The sequence below is a fragment of the Corynebacterium sp. c7Ub_26 genome (assembly GCF_053760365.1).
Genome location: NZ_JBSNBL010000004.1, coordinates 87,622 through 106,326, shown reverse-complemented (window position 1 = coordinate 106,326; position 18,705 = coordinate 87,622). Strand labels below are relative to the sequence as shown.

Sequence of the window (18,705 nt, the reverse complement as noted above, 5' to 3'; positions counted from 1 at the left end):
GAACGCCCCCGGTCAGGGGACTATGAGGGCGAAGGATTCGAGGATGATGAGTTCGGATCAGTGCTCACTCGATGTACCTACAGGGTGACCTTTCTGAGTGACAACAACGCATTCCATCGTATTACGTGCTGGTTGCGCGCTTGTGATGTGTCCATGAATGGGCCACGAATCGGGCTCGGCGGCGGGCAAGTTCACTCAAAGTTCACTCAGTGTTGGTGTGAGCGACACTTTAGCGTCGACATTATGTCGCTATGGTCCCGCATCATAGACGCAGTTATCATTGACTCCTACCTACGCCATTGGCCCACTGAGTGCTTACCACACGTTTTGAAAGGTACGCCTGGATGTCCCAGCCTGAATTGTTCACCTCCTGCACACAATCGGTTCGCTCCCAGCAGAAACCGCTACGAGAACGCGCAATAACCTCGCGACGATTCTCACGAGTCGCCGTTGCCTCGCTTGTTCTCGGGGCCACCGTCGCTACCGGCGGAATTGCGCCGTCCCCCACAATCCCGCGGGCTGCAGCCGCCACGGACATCACCGCCAACATTCCCTACCTGCACCCGCCTGTGCAGCACGAGGGAGCCCCCACGTCTCAGGAGTTCCCCTCCGAGGAGTATAGTTGGTATGTTTCTGACCTCAGCTCACACCCATTCGGCATCTACGCGGATGTCGTCGGTTCGTACCCGGACCTCAAAGTCCACCACCCCGAGGTTCAAGACACGAACCTAGCGACGCTCACCCGTATTAATCACGCCGCCGCGACGAACCCGACCGCGATTTCGCGAGCTCAGAGCGATGCGCGCGCTGACAAGGAGGGCGTCCTCCAGTTGTTCTCCGATGCATTTGGTGGTCGGCTGGGCGATGAGTTCCGGCAGGCCCTTAACGAGAATCGCCTTCCTAAGACGGTGATGCTTTTCGGTGGGATTACCGCTCGGGCGGGTGGCCTCGCGAGCAGCACCATCGTCGAAAAGATCGGGTTTAATGAGACTCGCCCGTATGACGACCACCCCGCCCTGATCAACAAGTACGAGGTCCCCGGCGAGGATCTGTACGGGCATTCCAAGGCCTTCCCGTCCGGTCACACGAACCAAGCAACATGGACGACGACGCTGCTGGCGGCCATGCTGCCCGAGCTGTCGGATCAGCTGCTCGCCCGTGGATCGGAGGCTGGCTACAACCGCGTAGTCCTCGGTGTTCACTATCCGCTCGACGTGATGGGCGGTCGGATGACGGGGCTGGCCGCGGCGGCGGACCGGTGGAACGACCCGCGTATGAGAAACAACCTCATGGCGGCAGCACAGGAAATCCGCTCTGAGCTGGAGTGGAGGTGCGGCGATACCTTGGCCAACTGTGTGGCCGCGGATAGTAACTACGACGACAACGCACTCGACAACTACGCCTACCGAATGAACTACGACTTCGCACCGGTCAGCGACCCCAATGCTGCGATGATCGTGCCCCAGGCTGTTCCCGACCTCCTGATCAATGCCTTCCCCAACCTCACATACGAGCAGCGCGCCCAAGTGATTGAGCAGACCGCGGGTCCGGCGGGGATGCCGCTTGATGACCAATCGTCACGAGGATCCTGGGAGCGAATCAACCTCGCGGCAGCTATGAACGCCGACGTGACTGTTAGCGACGACGGCAGTGTGCATGTGAATTAGGCGCGGATGACACATCGGTCACGCGCGGGCGCGTGTGACGGCGGTCGACGAGGGTGACTATCTTATGAAATGGCCCACGAACAGAAAAGCATGGTAGAGGAGAGGATCGTTATGACGAAAAAGGAACGCAAAAATGACCAGCGGCCAGCGGTAACATCGTCCGAATCGACGACTCTGGAAGGCATTCACCCCGGAGCCGAACGGCTGGCCGGACGTCCTTCGTACACGCGTCGCAGTTTCTTGCGCTCGTCGCTAGCGGCGGGCGGAGCCATCGCTGCTGGTGGCGCTCTCGTCGGGCGATATCCTCGGGCCTACGCCGGTGACGCGCCGGGACCAAACACCGCCCCGCAGAACGACGCCTTCGACACCGATCTCTTCCGCCACTCCGTCGCATCGGGCGATCCACAACCTGACAGCGTCATCATCTGGACGCGAGTGACCCCGTCGCCTGAGGCTACTCCGGGGTCGGAAAAGGGCGCAGACACGCGGGTCAACTGGGAGGTATCCACGTCGCCAGATTTCACGAAAATCGTTCGGAGTGGCTACGAAACCTCGTCGGCGAGCAAAGATCACACGATCAAAATTGATGTGAAAGACCTGCAGCCCGACACCCAATACTTCTATCGTTTTGCTGTCGAGCGCGACGGGAAACCGCACTATTCCCGCGTCGGCCGGACCCGGACAGCGCTGGGCAGTGGTGGAGAGCGGACGGTTAATTTCGGTGTGGTCTCGTGCAGTAATTATGAGGCCGGATACTTTCGGTCTTACCGGGACATTGCTGGGCGCGACGACCTGGAATTCGTCCTCCACCTGGGTGATTACACCTACGAATACGAGACGGGCGGGTACAACGGCGCCTACGATTCTCAGGTCCGCGTGGTGCAGCCGCCGGAGCGTACCACGACTTTGCAGGATTACCGCATCCGCCAGGGCTGCTACCACGAAGACCCTGACCTGGCCGATTGTCATGCAGCCAAGCCCTTCATTTGCATTTGGGATGATCACGAATTTGCCGACAACACCTGGCGCGACGGCGCGGCCGGAAGCTCAGCCGAACCCGATGACAACTATCAGGCCATCAAAGCTGCGGCGATGCAGGCGTATTTTGAATGGCTGCCGGTGCGGGTGAATGCGGGGAACCAAGGCTCGCACCTCTACCGCAAGCTGCAATACGGAAACCTGATGGAATTCATCATTCCGGATTTGCGCACCTACCGCGATTACGAACTGGTTTATACCAATAAAAAGATGTTCCTCAAGACGGATCCGGATTTCGTCCGGGCCGCCGGCAAAGACGATCGCTCCATGATGGGGCAAACTCAGTTCGAGTGGTTCGGGAACGTGCTCTCCAGCTCACCGACCACGTGGCAGATGGTTGCTAATGAAGTGATGTTCGCCCCCATGACTCTTCCCGATGGCCTTGACCAGCACACACACGATTGGTTAGTCACACAAATCGGACTGCCCGATCAGGGGATCCCTCTGAACACTGACCAGTGGGATGGTTATATGGCCGAACGGCAAAAGATTATTGACCTTATTGCCGACACTAAGAAAAACGTGGTGTTCCTGACCGGGGATATTCACTCATCATGGGCCAATGACATTCCCCGGGATATTCAAAAATATCGCACTGGTGCATCTAAAGATGTTGTCGCCACGGAGTTTGTGACACCGTCTATTACCGCTAACGGGCTTTTCGATACGGTTGCGAAATCGCGTGCATTAGACCAACCAGCACGGCAGGTTTCTACCACAGCTGCCGACGCTCTACAGAAGACTAATGCGTGGTTTAAGTGGATAGATTTCATCCACCACGGATATATGGCAGTGAGCGTGTCTCCCGACGCTGTGTCGTGCGAGTGGTTGCACGTCGATAATGTTCTTTCTCCGAATACTCCGTTTAGGTCTGCTCGGAAGTGCACGGCATATAAACGTAAGCCCGGTGTACATACTGATGCCTAGGTTGTGAAATAGCGAGTGTGTGTAACCACAGCACGATATTCCTAGACTCACACTGTAAGGCTTAGCTAAAGTGATACGTGCTTTTTGGCTGAGACCTACGTATGCGGTCAACGCAATGCGTGAATGAGGCCCACGTGGGATTTCGACCGCCTCATCCCGCAGTGAAAGGGGTATCCGTGTCAACCAGTCGTCGTAACTTCTTGAAATCTTCCCTCGCTATTGCTGCATTGGCCACCACGGCCGGCGTCGTCAGCGCATGTAGCAACGACGATGATGACAAGAGCAGCGATAGTTCAAACAAGAACGACCGCATCGCCGCTATCGGATGGGGGGACTACTGCACACTCCTGGCGATGGACATCACGCCGACCTTCATCTTGACCCCGATGGGGATGGACGAGAATAAAGACAACGGCGTCGGTCCTTGGGCGAGCGACAAAGTCCAGGGAAAAGACATTACTGTCATGGCGGCGACCTCCCAAGAAATCGGCAACGACGTTTTGGAAAAAATTGCCGCCGCAAAGCCATCGAAGATCATTGCCCTGAACTCCGGGCTGAAAGATGATGAAAAGAAGCGGCTCAACGATATTGCGCCGACCACTGTTCACTCTGATAAGTACGCCGACTACCAAGTGCCGTGGGATGCTCAGGTCAAAGAAATTGCTAAGGCGGTAGGCAAGGAATCCGACGGTGACAAACTTGTCAGCGAAACTAAAAAGAAATTTGATGATTTCTCGTCGTCTCATCCGGATCTAAAAGGAAAGAAAGCCGCCACAGTTATTGCTATGCAAGGCCAATTCGCGGTCTATACCAGTGGCGATGGGCGCGGACAGTTTATTAAGGATCTGGGATTCGTCATTCCGGACGACCTTAGTAAGGGAGATAACGGCCAGTTCTACAAATATCTCTTGCCTGAGAACCTCTCCCAGCTGGACGAACTCGACTACCTCTTCCTGCTTGACTACGCCGGGGGTAATGAGGAAGCGAAGAAAAACCCACTGTTCCAGAACATTAAAGCTGTTAAAGACGGGAACATGCGAGAGATTACTCAGGACACCACGACGGCTATGAGCCTTCCTAACCCGCTGACCATTCCGTGGGCGGTTGAGCAGTTCGACAAGGTTATTTAGCAGGGAACCCAGAGGTACTTTTCGAACGGGAGCTTCTCGGGTTTCCCGGAGTGCCCCTGATACCCCTCATGGTCACCGGTGTGCAGCGTGAGCTGCATGATCGCTCCGTCCTTCGATGTCACATGGTGAACCACGAACGCCGGAACATATTGCACCATCCCCGGCGTCAACGTGGTCGCCGTGAACTCATCGTCATCGACCTCCGACGGATCAGACGCCTTCCTGGCGACGGCGAACTCGACCTCCCCTTCGATCACCTGGACGGAGATCGGGTGCGGTGCATGATGCGAATCCAGGCGCTGACCTGGCGCGAAGCGGAATGCCACGATCGTCGCCCCGTCGGCAGTGGCTAAGCGGTCTGCGGCGGGGAAATCGCCCTCCTTCGCGGCCGAAGCCTTGTCGTTAATATCGAGAACAAATGGAGCATGTGGTGTGAAGGGCATGACCTGGCTCTTCCTTCTACCCGATGATGATCTGGTGACCTCATCGTAACTCTGAGCGTGCTGGAGGGGCAGCCCCTTCTGGGGTGCATAAAAAGAGCACGACGCGCGGATGAAAGCACCGCGTTGACCACCGTCGGCAAGCGATTTTGAAAGAAATACCCTGGTTGTTAGACTGCTTGAGTCTTTGTACATCTACTTTGTTGTAGGCCCACCCGCCTCACAGCGTCCCTCGAAGACAAGCAGCGAGCCGATCAGCTACTGAGCTGGTTCGGCGCCCCTGAGTGGTTCACCTGAACCCTCGGCAATAATCCTGTCAAAACCCCAGCTAGATGGGCTACTTGCGCGCACGAAAGCGTGGAGCGGCTAGTTCGCGGATGGAGACAGTGACATTGCCGGGGGATTTTCTGTGGTAACCCATCAGTCGCTTGCCCGAAACGGGGATAACGCGTGGTGGAAGGGAACCGCAGCGAGAAAGGCACTAGGTCACATCCATGACCATGACAGATCCTATCGCCGACATGCTGTCGCGCGTGCGCAACGCAAGTAATGCGTACCACGACACTGTCTCGATGCCTTCGTCGAACCTCAAGGTCCACATCGCAGAGATCTTGAAGCAAGAAGGCTACATTGCTGACTTCACCGTTGAGGACGCCAAAGTCGGTAAGACCCTGACCATCGAGCTGAAGTACGGCTCCACCCGCCAGCGTTCGCTGTCCGGTGTGCGCCGCGTGTCCAGCCCTGGTCTGCGCGTCTATGCAAAGTCCACCAACCTGCCTCAGGTCCTGGGTGGCCTGGGCGTGGCTATTATTTCCACGTCCCAGGGTCTGCTCACTGACCGTCAGGCTTCTGAGAAGGGCGTAGGCGGAGAAGTTCTCGCCTACGTCTGGTAGGGGAGGAGTGAACACATATGTCGCGTATTGGTAACTCACCAGTGGCGGTCCCATCCAACGTCACCGTCACCATCAACGGGCAAAACGTTGAGGTCAAGGGCCCTAAGGGCACTCTGGCCATCCACGTTCCGGAGCCCATCACCATCGCTCAGGAAGGCGACGAGATCGTCGTCTCCCGTCCGGACGATCACCGCAAGAGCCGCTCCTTGCACGGCCTGTCACGCTCACTGATCAACAACATGGTCGTCGGCGTGACCGAGGGCTACACCATCAAGATGGAAATCTTCGGTGTTGGCTACCGTGTGCTGGCTAAAGGCAGCGACTTGGAATTCTCCCTCGGCTATAGCCACCCGATCCTGATCAAGGCACCGGAAGGCATCACCTTCGCCGTGGACGGACAGACCAAGTTCTCTATCAGTGGTATCGACAAACAGCAGGTGGGACAGCTCGCCGCGAATATCCGTCGTCTGCGCAAGGACGACCCCTACAAGGGCAAGGGTATCCGCTACGAAGGTGAGCAGATCCGCCGCAAGGTCGGAAAGACGGGTAAGTAATGAGCAACGACAACAAGCGTCTCCCTATCGGTAAAGACATTGCCACTCGCCGTCGCGTGGCTCGTAAGGCTCGCCACTTCCGTATTCGCAAGAACCTTCGTGGCACCGCTGAGATCCCGCGCCTCGTCGTGCACCGGACCTCACGGCACATGCACGTCCAGGTTATCGACGACACCATCGGCCACACCCTGGCTGCTGCGTCGTCCATCGAGCCTGAAGTCCGCGCCATGGAGGGCGACAAGAAAGCCCGCGGTGCCAAGGTCGGCGAGTTGATCGCTGAGCGCGCCAAGGCGAAGGGCATTGAGACTGTCAAGTTTGACCGCGGTGGCTACAAGTACCACGGTCGCGTCGCCGCACTGGCCGACGCCGCACGTGAAGGTGGTCTGAAATTCTAATGGCCACGCATAGCACCGCACTCAACAACGGAAGGATCGCGTAATGCCGGGACGTGAACGGCGTGACGGCGGACGCTCCGCCGACAAGAACGACAACAACAAGGGCCGCAATGATCGCAACAACCGCCGCGGACGCGGCCGCGACGACGACCGCAACCAGTACATCGAGCGCGTCGTCACCATCAACCGCGTCTCCAAGGTTGTGAAAGGTGGTCGTCGCTTCAGCTTCACCGCCCTCGTCATCGTCGGTGATGGACAGGGCATGGTTGGCGTCGGCTACGGCAAAGCCAAAGAAGTTCCCGCCGCAATCCAGAAGGGTGCCGAAGAGGCTCGCAAGAACTTCTTCCGCGTGCCCATGATTGCCGGGACCATCACCCACCCGGTCCAGGGCGAGGCTGCCGCGGGCATCGTGATGCTCCGCCCGGCCGCCCCCGGTACCGGTGTAATCGCTGGTGGCGCTACCCGTCCGGTTCTCGAATGCGCGGGAATCCAGGACGTTCTGTCGAAGTCCCTCGGCTCCGACAACGCCATCAACGTTGTCCATGCAACCGTGGATGCCCTCAAGCAGCTCGTGCGCCCCGAAGAGGTCGCAGCCCGTCGTGGCAAGTCTGTTGAAGAGGTCACCCCGACTCGTATGCTGCGCGCTCGCGCAGGGCAGGGGGCGTAACCCATGGCACTGAAAATCACACAGGTTAAAGGCACCGTCGGTACCAGAAAGAAGCAGAAGGACAATCTTCGGTCCCTCGGCCTCAAGCGCATTCGTCACTCAGTCGTCCAGCCCGACACCCCTCAGGTGCGCGGGATGATCAACGTGGTTCGCCACTTGGTCACGGTCGAAGAAGTGGCGGGGGAGTAGGAAAATATGAGCGAACCCATCAAGCTTCATGACCTGCGCCCAGCGAAGGGCGCGAACAAGCCCAAGACCCGCGTCGGCCGCGGTGAGGCATCGAAAGGTAAGACCGCTGGTCGCGGTACGAAGGGCACCAAGGCGCGCAAGCAGGTCTCTGCTGCGTTCGAAGGTGGCCAGATGCCGATCCACATGCGTCTGCCTAAGTTGAAGGGCTTCAAGAACCCCAACAAGGTCACCTACCAGGTGGTCAACGTTGCGGACCTCCAGAAGCACTTCGAAAACGGTGGCGACGTCACCATCGCCGACCTCGCCTCTGCAGGCCTGGTCCGCGCAAAGCAGCCGGTCAAGGTTCTGGGCGACGGCGAGATCACCGCGTCGGTCAACGTGACCGCAACGAAGTTCTCGGCCTCTGCCAAGCAGAAGATCGAGGCTGCCGGTGGATCCGTCACCGAAACCAAGTAACTAAGCGATCATCATCGCTGGGCTCCGGCTCGTGACTGTGAAAATGACCCCACATGTGGCGTCGTAACGGAAATCACAGTCAACGCGGCCGGACAAGCCTGAACTGATAGGAAAAGAGGGCGGCCTTCACCTGAGTAGGTGAAAGGGTCGCCCCTTTTTCTCTCGAACAGGCCTTTTCCTAGTCCGAACGGATAGGCCTTCACCCGCCGGTGCTGCTAGAGTGTGTTAGTCGTTGGCCTGCGCCTAAAAATTTATGCCTTACTGTCTCAGGAGGATATGTGTCCGCTTTCCTCTCGGTATTCCGGGACCCTGACCTTCGCAAGAAGATCTTGTTCACCATAACAATGATCATCTTGTACAGGATCGGTTCCCAAATTCCCACACCAGGAGTCGATTACTCGAGCATTAGTGATCGCTTACATGATCTAAACCAAGATCAAAGCTCCGTGTACTCGATGATCAACCTGTTCTCGGGCGGGGCGCTCCTTCAACTATCCATCTTCGCCATCGGCATCATGCCGTACATTACGGCGTCGATTATCGTTCAGCTGCTCACCGTAGTGATCCCCAAGTTCGAGCAGTTGAAGAAGGAAGGCCAGTCCGGTCAGGCCAAAATGACCGAATACACCCGCTATCTGACAGTAGGGTTGGCCCTCCTCCAGTCCGCCGGCATCGTTGCCTTGGCAGACCGCCAGCAACTGCTGGGCGAAGGCGTCCAGGTTCTGGACTCCAACGTCGGCACCTTCGGCGTCACCATGATGGTTCTCGTCATGACGGCAGGTGCGGTGCTCGTTATGTGGCTCGGTGAGTTGATTACGGATAAGGGCATCGGCAACGGCATGTCACTGCTCATCTTCGCCGGTATCGCTACCAGGCTTCCTGCCGACGGTGCCGCCATCCTTCGTGGCTCCGGCGGGCTGGCTTTCGCCCTCGTTGTCGTGGGTGTCCTCATCCTGGTCATCGGCGTGATCTTCATCGAGCAGGGTCAGCGACGTATCCCTGTGCAGTACGCCAAGCGCATGGTGGGGCGTCGGCAGTATGGTGAGACATCCACCTACCTGCCGCTGAAGGTGAACCAGGCGGGTGTTATCCCGGTCATCTTTGCGTCGTCACTGATTTATGTGCCGGTTCTGATCACGCAGATCGTGAACTCGTCGCAGACGAACGTGAAGAACAACTGGTGGCAGCGCGATGTGATCCAGTACCTCCAGAACCCGGCCAGCTGGCAGTACATTATCCTGTACTTCGCCCTCATCATTTTCTTCAGCTTTTTCTACGTGTCCATCCAGTACGACCCGTACGAGCAGGCGGACAACATGAAGAAATACGGTGGCTTCATTCCCGGCGTTCGCCCGGGGCGGCCGACAGCGGAGTATCTTGGGTACGTAATGAATCGTCTGCTGTTCGTCGGTTCGCTCTACCTCGGTGTTATCGCCGTGTTGCCGAATCTCTTGATCGACATGGGAATTTCTTCCTCCGGAGGAACCCACGGTTCGCTTCCGTTTGGTGGTACCGCGATCCTGATTCTCGTGAGCGTCGGCCTGACAACAGTTCAGCAGATCGAATCACAATTGATGCAGAGCAACTACGAAGGGTTCTTGAAGTAATATGCGCCTCGTTCTACTTGGCCCTCCCGGTGCTGGTAAAGGCACCCAGGCAGCCATTCTTTCCGACAAACTCGGCGTTCCTCACGTGTCCATCGGCGACTTGTTCCGGGAAAACATCGGTAACAACACCGAATTAGGCCAGGAAGCAAAAAGCTACATCGACGCCGGAAAGCTCGTGCCGACGTCCGTCACTGTCAACATGGTGAAGGACCGGCTCAGCCAGGACGACGCTGTCGACGGATTCCTCCTCGACGGATTCCCCCGGACCGTGGAACAGGGCGATGAACTCAAGAACATTCTTGACGGTCTCGGTACCAAGCTCGACGCGGTTGTCCAGTTCGACGTCTCTGAAGACGTTGTAGTGGAACGCATGTTGGCCCGTGGCCGTGCGGACGACACCGAAGACGTGATCCGTACCCGACTCAAGGTTTACCGCGACGAGACCGCGCCGCTGCTGGAGTACTACAAGGACTCCACTATCCGCATCGTGGCCGAAGGATCCGTTGAAGACATCAACGAGCGGACGATGGAAGCGCTCAAGGCGTTGGATTCATAAAATCTAACTCGCGCCCGTTGGCGTGCACATTATTTGACGAGTGCTCTGGATCTTCGCCACCAGATTTCGCTGCTCAAAGTCGTGCGTGATTATGCGGCAAGTACGGACTCCCTGGTGCTCGTTGCCACTCACGATCTGAACTTGGCGGCCCGCTACTGCGACCACATTGTTGCCCTCAAGGATGGCCTGCCGCACAGCCAGGGTGAACCGCCACGAGTGATTACCCGCGGGATGATTACCGACGTGTATGGGGTGGGCGCCACGGTGTTCGACCATGCCGGTTGTCCTGTGGTTTCCCGTGGGTGGAGCCGTCGATGCTTGCCGACGAGGCCGACGCAGAGGTATCCAGCGACAGCCAGGCGCTCATCGTGTTGTCCCGGTGTCGTCCCCGTGGCGCTTAGTCGCCGCGGTGTGACGCACGTACTCACTCGAGTATTACAGTGGAGCTCATGTCATTCCGCCGTCGGAAGAAGAAAATCCCCGCCAAAACATCGGACGAGCTCGACCAGATGGAACGCGCCGGCGCAATCGTCGGCAATGCTCTCGTCGCCGTGAAGAACGCGGCCAAACCGGGAGTGAGTTTGCTCGAGCTCAACGCGGTCGCCGAAAGCGTTATCCGTGACGCGGGTGCCATCCCCACCTTCTTGGGTTATGGGGGATTCCCCGCGTCCATTTGTGCGTCGCGCAACGACGTCGTTGTCCACGGAATCCCCACTTCCGAGGAAGTGCTGGAAGAAGGGGACTACATCTCTATCGACTGCGGTGCGACGTTGAATGGGTGGGTCGGCGACAGTGCCTGGTCATTCGGCATTGGTAAGGACGGTGCTTTGCAAGGCGACGAGTTGCCCGACGACCCCGAATCCTCCGCGGGCGGCTCGCTCCGTTCCCTGGATAAAGCGACCCAGGACGTGCTTGCCGCGGGTATCCGCGCCATGGTCCCCGGAGCCCGCCTTACCGACGTATCCCACGCCCTGGAAATGGCCACGCGCGACGCTGAAAAGAAATACGGCGTGCAATTGGGAATTGTCGACGGCTACGGCGGGCACGGAATCGGCCACGAAATGCACGAGGACCCTTACCTGGCGAATGAGGGGCCGGCAGGCCGCGGGCCGCTGATCCAAAAGGGATCCGTGCTGGCGATCGAGCCGATGCTGACCTTAGGCACCTACGACACTGCCGTCCTTGACGACGACTGGACAGTGATCACTACCGACGGAACGTGGTCCTCGCACTGGGAACACACAGTGGCGGCGACGGCCGACGGGCCACGCATTTTGACGCCACGGCCGGAGTAGACCTGGTGCACCCATACAAGTGGGCACACTGATAGAGGACGAAGACTGATAGCCCTTGACAGACCTGGTGTCTGAGTCAGCCTTTGTCCCAATACAGTCTGTGTCCGCAGAGGAGGAAACCCCCTATGTCCTCGCATTTTTCATCACCTACGGACGAAAACCCAACAATCGGTGCCTGGTCGGAAGTCGGTACGCTTCGTGAGGTCCTGGTATGCGCGCCGGGCCTTGCTCATCAGCGGCTGACACCACGAAATTGCCACGACCTCCTCTTCGACGAGATGCTGTGGGTCGACCGCGCCCGCCACGACCACCACGATTTTGTCCAACAGATGCAAGACCGTGGCGTCACTGTTGTGGAGCTCCACGATTTGCTGCGGGAAACCGTGGAGATCGATGAGGCCAGGGAGTGGATTCTCGAGCGATGGTTGACGCCGAACTCGGTGGGCCTGGGGCTGGAGGAGGAACTCCGCGGGTGGTTTTCGTCGTTACCCTCGGAGAGACTGGCCACCCTATTAATCGGCGGGCTCGCGTTCACGGACTTGCCGAAGGAATTTAACCGGTCGGTGACCAGCGCGTTGTTTGGGCATCGCGGCGAGCTGGAGTTTATTCTGCCCCCGCTGCCGAATACCCAGTTCACGCGGGATACGACGGCCTGGATTTATGGTGGCGTGTCGATCAACCCGATGCATTGGGCGGTCCGTGAGCGCGAGACGATCCTTCTGACCGCGATTTATCATTTCCATCCGCGCTTTGTGTCGCGGGATTTCACTGTGTGGTACGGCAATCCCGACGAGAAGAACGCGTTGGCCACTCTTGAGGGTGGCGACATTATGCCCTTGGGGTCGGGCATTGTGCTCATCGGCATGGGGGAGCGGTCGTCGTGGCAGGCGATTTCGCAGCTCGCGCGGAGTTTGTTCCTCCAGGGTGCGGCGGAGCGGATCATTGTGGCGGAGATGGCCCCGGCCCGCGCCAGTATGCACTTGGATACGGTCTTCACTTTTTGCGACCGGGACGTCGCGACGGCGTTTATGAATGTGGTGGAGGCGATTCGGCCATTCACCCTGCTGCCGTCGGATAAACCCCGCGGCTTCCAGATTTACCGCGAGGAGCGTTCATTTATTGACACCGTGACCAGCGCTTTAGGGCTGAATGAGCTTCGCATCGTGCCGACGGGCGGCGAGGCTTTCGCGGCCGAGCGCGAGCAATGGGACGACGGCAATAACGTCGTGGCCCTGGAGCCGGGTGTTGTTATGGGATACGACAGGAACGTCCACACCAACGCCCTCCTGCGCGAAGCCGGCGTCGAAGTGCTGACGATCAATTCCGCGGAGCTCGGCAGAGGGGGGGTGGAGGACATTGCATGACCTGCCCGATTCTGCGCGATCCCGTGGAGTATTAGACGCTTAGATCGGGTCCGCCGAAATTTCTAGATTTCGCGTTTGACGCGGGCAGGGTTCCCCGCGGCGAACGTGTGCGAGGGGATATCCCGCGTGACGACGGAACCCGCGCCGATGACGACATTGTCGCCGATCGTGACATTGGGGCAGACGATGACGCCGCCGCCGAGCCACACGTTGTTGCCAATGGTGATTGGGCCAGCGCTTTCGACGCCGGCTTTGCGCGCGTCGTGATCCTCCATGGGGTGAAGCGGGGTGAGCAATTGGCAGCGCGGGCCGATTTGAACGTGATCGCCCAGCGTGATGGGGGCGGGGTCCAGGAACACGGCGTCAAAGTTGATGAAGCACCCGTCGCCGATGGTGATGTTGAAACCGTAATCGCACCAAAACGGGTGCTGGATAAATGACTTCCCGAAGCTTTCGAACAGATTGCTGTAGAGGCCGTGGCGCTGCTTGATGTCGAGCAGGTTTTGGTCATTTATTTTGGCGAGTTTGCGCAAACAGTCGAAGTGGGCCTGGACGAGATCAGGGTCGCTGGCGTCATAATCCTGTCCGGCGATCATCTTTTCGCGGTTGGTTGTCATGGTCTCTCACCTCGTCGTTGTGCGTGGACGTGTTTTGTGGGCGCTGGCGTTTTTTGTGGGTGTTTCCGCACTAGTGGAGGCCAGTGTAGCCCGTCGTCTAGCTCAGCATTGCCGCCCGGTCATGGGGGCCATGGGGGATTCAGTGGTGAGCGTGGCCAATTTCCGCACTGAGCCGAGCGACGTGGAGTGCGAGGTACGCTCGTTCATCGTCGGTAAGCTCTGTGTCCAGCCGCAATTCCAGGACACTGGCCAGCCGGTCCGCGCACAACACCGCGTCGGGGTGTGACTGTCCAAGGCTATCGCGAAGTATCGACATTCCCTCGTTGAGCTGATTGCCATTGCGGACGCGGACGAAGAAATAGCGCATGTGGGTGATGAACCGGGCGGCGTTGACGGAGGTCCGATCCATCGTTATTCCCAGCGAGGAGTCCACGATGTCGAAAAGCTGAGAAAACAGCCCGGTCATGGTGTAGGTATCGCTGAGGTCATCGGTATGGAAAGCTGCGTTAACCAAATGCAGGGTGATTGCCGTGGCCTCGGCATGGGGGAGTGGAGGCTGGCGCCGACGCGCTAACCATGCGTTAGTCTCGGTGAGCATTCGCTCGGCCACGCGGTATTCGTCGGGATATAAGTGCCGAACCTCAGCTTCCAGTGGATGGCTATTAGTCGCGGGCGCGTCGGCTAGCCCCTGCCTTGTGACCGACATTTGAAGGTGATCTGCCAGGGCAATGACCGTGGCTGATTCGGGATGCGGAACGAGGGCGCCGGCCACCCCATCGACCAGATTGGTGGCGAGGTTCACGTAGTCCAGCTCCAGCGACGCCAGCAGGCCACCCATGTTGTCGACGTTGCGGCCGTGTTCGGGGACAAAAACTTGCTTCACCTTCGTCTTATCGACGGGCTGTCCGGCTTTTTTCCCGAACCCCAGACCCCACCCGGTGAGAACAACCTCCCTGCCGTCGTCGCGCGTGGCCAGCACGACGTTGTTGTTCAGTACCCTTACGATTTTCACGGTAGCTCCTGCATCTGGCGTGCGTTATTTCCTCAGTGAACCTGTCTCCTTAGCGGTACTGTCGTTTTTATCGTTTGAGGTTCTCACCATTGGTTGCAATGACGTTCTTATACCAGTCAAAGGAATCTTTGCGGTATCGCTGTAATGAGCCCGAACCGTCGGAATTGAGATCGACATAAATAAATCCATACCGTTTACGAATCTCGGCAGTAGAGGCAGAAATCAGATCAATACAACCCCAGGACGTATATCCCATGACGGGAATGTCATCTTTAATCGCTTCTTCGACTTGCACAAGATGGTCGTTCATGTAGTCGATCCGGTACTGATCATGAACCGTTTTCCCGTCAGGAGCAGAAGCGTCGTCGACCAGTTCGTCGACGGCGCCGAGCCCGTTTTCCACAATGAACAGCGGTTTGTGCCAGCGGTCCCACATTGAGTTCAGCGCATAACGCAGGCCTTCGGGGTCGATAGCCCAGCCCCACTCGCTGACTTCCACTTCGGGATTGACGACGCCACCCATGATGTTGCCATCGCCGCGTTCAGCGTTGGGATCAGCGCTTTCCGCCACCGACATGTAGTAAGAGAAGGACACGAAATCGACCGTGTTGTTCTTCATGACGTCGAAATCGTCGTCGGTGGTGTTCAGCGTGATGTCGTTTTCCCTGAACAGGCGCTTAAGTGTGTGCGGATACTCGCCGAAGACGTGGATATCGCCGAAACACGCATCGAGTTGTGTTTCGTACTGGGCTTTTAGGGCGTCGGCAGGCTTGGGTGTCAGCGGGTAGCGGGGAATGCTGAGCACCATGCAGCCGATCTGGTTATTCGGATCGATCTCGTGCCCGGCCTTCGTGGCTCGCGCGGAGGCCACCAAAATGTTGTGAACGGCCTGGTAGATATCAGTATCGGGGACATCCTCGCGGGAGGCTTCGATGGCTCCACCGATGAATGGCTGGTGCAGGATGGAATTGACCTCATTGAAAGTGAGCCAGTACTTCACGCGGCCCTTGTACCGGTTGAAAACAGTGCGCGCATATTTTTCGTAGAAGTCAATGAGCTGGCGGTTCTTCCAGCCACCGTAAGAACGCGCCAAGTTGAGAGGCGTTTCGTAATGGGAAAGAGTGATGAGAGGCTCGATGCCGTGCTTTTCTAATTCGTTCAAGACCTTGTCGTAGAAAGCGAGCCCTTCTTCGTTTGGCGTATCGTCATCGCCGTTAGGGAAAATGCGAGACCACGCGATAGAGAAACGAAATACCTTAAATCCCATTTCGGCGAACAGAGCAATATCGTCGGCATAACGATGATAAAAATCGATCGCGTTGAGCTTGAGATTCTCGTCGGTAGGTTCCTTGGTAGGAGGTGCCATCAAGCCCTGCGGCAAGACATCTTGAATGGATAGTCCTTTGCCACCTTCGTTATATGCGCCTTCAATTTGGTTAGCAGCTGTGGCCCCTCCCCATAGGAAACCTTTGGGAAAAGCGGATTGGTTTTCGTGGGATAGAGACATGTGTTTTCCTTTCGATGTTATGTCTCAAAGGCGTGAGTGTTGTGTTTTTTACTGCTGCGGTCATTCCGCCGTCGGCCTACGGCGTGACGGTAAACAGCACATCATGGCTCACGGAACGACCAGCGGAAACGTCGAGTGAAACGTCGGCAAGCTTTTGTGAGTTGGTGACCACAACCACCGTCGTGTCGTCGTAGCCGGATTCGGTGATGGCTCGAAGATCTGCCGTTCCCAAAGGCTGCCCGGTTGTCACATGGTCCCCCCTCGACACAGATGTCGTGAAACCTTCACCGTTCATTTTTACCGTATCGACGCCGACATGAATAAGAACCTCGACGCCCGATGCCGACCGGATTCCGTATGCGTGACCGGAACGCGGAGCTGCAATCACGGTCCCCTCCATCGGAGAAGTGATGACGCCGGATGACGGCTTGATGCCAACGCCTGTTCCCATCGCACCCGAAACGAACACTTTGTCCGGAACATCTTTGAGATCAATGACGGTGCCTTCGATGGGAGACACCACTGCAGCCGACGCTCCAACGTCGGTGGTGGGGGACTCTGCGGAAGCTGTAGGAGAAACTGTGGAGCCCGGGTGCTTCGTCGGATCTGTTTCGTGCTTATCCGAGTGAGTTGGTTGCGTATCGGGCTTCTGGGAACCTGACTGTGCTTCATGTCCCGGGATTGCGATGGCTTGATCGGCTTTCTTTTCCGCGTAGGGGACAAGGAACCAGCTGGCGATGAACGCAATCGCGATTGCGGTTCCGGAACCGATGAGCTGGGCTGCGAATGAACCGATACTCGTGGTGGCAGGTAAAGCCAACAAGGACGGAAATACATACGCGCTAAATGCGTTCTTACCTTGCGCGATGATGGCCCCGCCGATTGCGCCACCGACACAACCTGCATAGAAGGGGTATTTCAGCGGCAGGTTGACGCCGTAAATGATCGGCTCAGTGACCCCAGCGAGGAAACCGGAAATTGTTCCGGCCCCGGCGACTTTCCTTCGCGCGGAGTTCTTAGAGCGGACCCACACCGCGGCTGCTGCAGCTGCTTGGGCAAGCACAGCCGCCATGAGTGGGGCCATCAATATACTTTGATTGCTGACCGCAAGCTCATTGAGGAAGATTGGCTGAAAAGCCCAATGCAACCCGAAAATAACCAGGACCTCCCAAAATGCGCCCATAATGGCCCCGCCAACCCATGGAACGGTCTGGAAAACACTATTCACGCCCTGGGCGATGATTTCCGACAACCACGCCATTGCGGGGCCGATGGTGAGCAGTGTCAATGGCACCATGACAGCCACAACAAGGAGTGGAGTAAAGAAGTTGCGGATCGCGCCGGGGAGAGTCCTCTCCAACCAGTGCTGAAGATATGCTGCTACCCATACCGCGACAATGGGGGCCAAAACAGACGACGTGTACGTCGCCGTTTTCAACGGTATGCCTAAGAAGTGCACGTCGTCCCGGGTCCCAATTTCGACAATGGCCGGATACACCAACGGGGCGACCGTGGCAATCGCGATGAATATGTCTGCCTTGAACTTTCGGGCTGCTGTGACAGCCAGGAACAGGGGGAGGAAGTAGAAGAAGCCGTCGAATGCAGCGTTGAACACGCGATACGTGTCGGAGCTCTCCGAGAGCACATCCAAGGTTGTAAACAAGGTCAAAAAGGCCTTGCCAAGACCCAACCCTGCTAGGCACCAGACAATGGGGCTAAACAGTGCAGAGATGAGATCCATGAAGGCGCTGACCGGGTTTTTCTTCCCGGAATCATCGTCATCGATCTCCGCAGCGGAGCCGTCGGTGTCACTCGGGTCAGTATCTCCCTTGACGCCTTTTACCTGCATGTTGGGTTGTGCAATGACTGCTTGGTACGCAAGTGGAACTTCATTGCCGACGACGACCTGATGCTGCCCGCCGGCGACAACCAATGTCACGACACCAGGTGCGGCTTCGACGGCGCGCTTGTCTACTTTTCCGGCATCGCGGATCTTGAACCGGAGCCGTGTTGCGCAGTGGGTGACGCTTCGGATGTTGTCGGGCCCGCCGAGTGCTGGAATAACGTGCTCGGCTAGAGGCACAAAATCAGTTTTTGTGACCATGGCTGTCCTTCCGCATGGTGTTTCCTTCCATAAGGCGCTTCTTCTTTCGCGCATAAAAAAAGACCCGAGACGGGCCACAACGCCTCGACGTTGCGTCCGTCTCAGGTCTTGCCCCCAATATCCCCTGGGGTAACAATCCTGTGGATCTATGCTCCTAGGGTGCCACATACCTCACAGCGCTACAAGGAAAGTGTTGCAGAACACAAAAATTACTCTGCTCTTTTTACTTGAGGGGCATCTTCGTTTGATGGCACGGTACTTGGTGGAACTTGAGGGAGAGGTCGCGG

Annotated in this window: 18 protein-coding genes and 1 pseudogene; 13 read left to right on the top strand and 6 right to left on the bottom strand. The window is 57.6% G+C overall.

The window, feature by feature from the left end:
• The first annotated feature begins 419 nt into the window (after positions 1-419).
• The 3 genes from ACWORE_RS07895 (at position 420) to ACWORE_RS07885 (ending at position 4,762) form a co-directional block, all read left to right on the top strand.
• Positions 420-1,667: an acid phosphatase gene (locus tag ACWORE_RS07895; protein ID WP_455303566.1), complete on the top strand. Its 1,248-nt coding sequence runs from the start codon at positions 420-422 to the stop codon at positions 1,665-1,667.
• A 111-nt stretch (positions 1,668-1,778) separates the two neighbouring features.
• Complete coding sequence (locus ACWORE_RS07890) at positions 1,779-3,632, top strand: alkaline phosphatase D family protein (RefSeq protein ID WP_455303457.1); 1,854 nt, start codon at positions 1,779-1,781, stop codon at positions 3,630-3,632.
• Positions 3,633-3,808: 176 nt separating this feature from the next.
• Positions 3,809-4,762, top strand: coding sequence for an ABC transporter substrate-binding protein (locus tag ACWORE_RS07885; RefSeq protein WP_455303455.1), 954 nt, complete (start codon positions 3,809-3,811; stop codon positions 4,760-4,762).
• On the opposite strand, the gene ACWORE_RS07880 is transcribed toward ACWORE_RS07885, so the two are convergent.
• Positions 4,759-5,397 (bottom strand): hypothetical protein, encoded by a 639-nt coding sequence (locus tag ACWORE_RS07880; RefSeq protein ID WP_455303454.1) that lies wholly within the window; start codon positions 5,395-5,397, stop codon positions 4,759-4,761. The genes ACWORE_RS07885 and ACWORE_RS07880 overlap by 4 nt on opposite strands.
• Before the next feature lie 299 nt (positions 5,398-5,696).
• Between ACWORE_RS07880 and rpsH the strand changes: the two genes are divergently transcribed.
• From rpsH to ACWORE_RS07840, 8 genes are all read left to right on the top strand, one after another.
• A complete protein-coding gene (gene rpsH / locus ACWORE_RS07875) occupies positions 5,697-6,095 on the top strand; it encodes a 30S ribosomal protein S8 (protein WP_012732404.1) in 399 nt (132 codons plus the stop codon).
• Between the two features lie 17 nt (positions 6,096-6,112).
• Complete coding sequence (gene rplF / locus ACWORE_RS07870) at positions 6,113-6,649, top strand: 50S ribosomal protein L6 (RefSeq protein WP_296137809.1); 537 nt, start codon at positions 6,113-6,115, stop codon at positions 6,647-6,649.
• A complete protein-coding gene (gene rplR / locus ACWORE_RS07865) occupies positions 6,649-7,044 on the top strand; it encodes a 50S ribosomal protein L18 (RefSeq protein ID WP_012732402.1) in 396 nt (131 codons plus the stop codon). The genes rplF and rplR overlap by 1 nt, the downstream gene beginning before the upstream one ends.
• A 43-nt stretch (positions 7,045-7,087) precedes the next feature.
• Positions 7,088-7,711, top strand: a complete 624-nt coding sequence (gene rpsE, locus ACWORE_RS07860) for a 30S ribosomal protein S5 (protein ID WP_455303452.1) — start codon at positions 7,088-7,090, stop codon at positions 7,709-7,711.
• A gap of 3 nt (positions 7,712-7,714) precedes the next feature.
• Entirely contained in the window at positions 7,715-7,900 is a 186-nt protein-coding gene (rpmD, locus tag ACWORE_RS07855; RefSeq protein ID WP_012732400.1) for a 50S ribosomal protein L30, read from the top strand.
• A 6-nt stretch (positions 7,901-7,906) separates the two neighbouring features.
• Positions 7,907-8,356: a 50S ribosomal protein L15 gene (gene rplO / locus ACWORE_RS07850; protein WP_046202889.1), complete on the top strand. Its 450-nt coding sequence runs from the start codon at positions 7,907-7,909 to the stop codon at positions 8,354-8,356.
• Between the two features lie 278 nt (positions 8,357-8,634).
• The gene (gene secY / locus ACWORE_RS07845; protein WP_455303450.1) at positions 8,635-9,963 is read left to right on the top strand and encodes a preprotein translocase subunit SecY; all 1,329 of its coding nucleotides are present in this window, start codon (positions 8,635-8,637) and stop codon (positions 9,961-9,963) included.
• A 1-nt stretch (position 9,964) separates the two neighbouring features.
• Entirely contained in the window at positions 9,965-10,519 is a 555-nt protein-coding gene (locus ACWORE_RS07840; protein ID WP_455303448.1) for an adenylate kinase, read from the top strand.
• A 152-nt stretch (positions 10,520-10,671) separates the two neighbouring features.
• Here the strand turns inward: ACWORE_RS07840 and ACWORE_RS07835 are convergent, their stop codons facing one another.
• A complete protein-coding gene (locus ACWORE_RS07835) occupies positions 10,672-10,947 on the bottom strand; it encodes a hypothetical protein (protein WP_455303447.1) in 276 nt (91 codons plus the stop codon).
• A 21-nt stretch (positions 10,948-10,968) separates the two neighbouring features.
• Between ACWORE_RS07835 and map the strand changes: the two genes are divergently transcribed.
• Positions 10,969-11,814, top strand: a complete 846-nt coding sequence (gene map, locus ACWORE_RS07830; RefSeq protein ID WP_406605092.1) for a type I methionyl aminopeptidase — start codon at positions 10,969-10,971, stop codon at positions 11,812-11,814.
• A gap of 125 nt (positions 11,815-11,939) precedes the next feature.
• Positions 11,940-13,213 (top strand): annotated as a pseudogene (gene arcA, locus ACWORE_RS07825) (arginine deiminase).
• Between the two features lie 27 nt (positions 13,214-13,240).
• On the opposite strand, the gene ACWORE_RS07820 reads toward arcA, so the two are convergent.
• The 4 genes from ACWORE_RS07820 to ACWORE_RS07805 all read right to left on the bottom strand — a co-directional run bounded on the left by ACWORE_RS07820 (position 13,241) and on the right by ACWORE_RS07805 (position 18,418).
• The gene (locus ACWORE_RS07820; RefSeq protein WP_406605090.1) at positions 13,241-13,795 is read right to left on the bottom strand and encodes a sugar O-acetyltransferase; all 555 of its coding nucleotides are present in this window, start codon (positions 13,793-13,795) and stop codon (positions 13,241-13,243) included.
• Between the two features lie 139 nt (positions 13,796-13,934).
• Positions 13,935-14,807 carry a CAT RNA binding domain-containing protein gene (locus ACWORE_RS07815; RefSeq protein WP_455303445.1) on the bottom strand — a complete coding sequence of 291 codons (873 nt, stop codon included), beginning with the start codon at positions 14,805-14,807 and terminating at the stop codon, positions 13,935-13,937.
• Positions 14,808-14,874: 67 nt separating this feature from the next.
• The gene (locus tag ACWORE_RS07810; protein ID WP_455303444.1) at positions 14,875-16,314 is read right to left on the bottom strand and encodes a glycoside hydrolase family 1 protein; all 1,440 of its coding nucleotides are present in this window, start codon (positions 16,312-16,314) and stop codon (positions 14,875-14,877) included.
• A gap of 76 nt (positions 16,315-16,390) precedes the next feature.
• Entirely contained in the window at positions 16,391-18,418 is a 2,028-nt protein-coding gene (locus tag ACWORE_RS07805; RefSeq protein WP_455303442.1) for a beta-glucoside-specific PTS transporter subunit IIABC, read from the bottom strand.
• Positions 18,419-18,705: the final 287 nt, after the last annotated feature.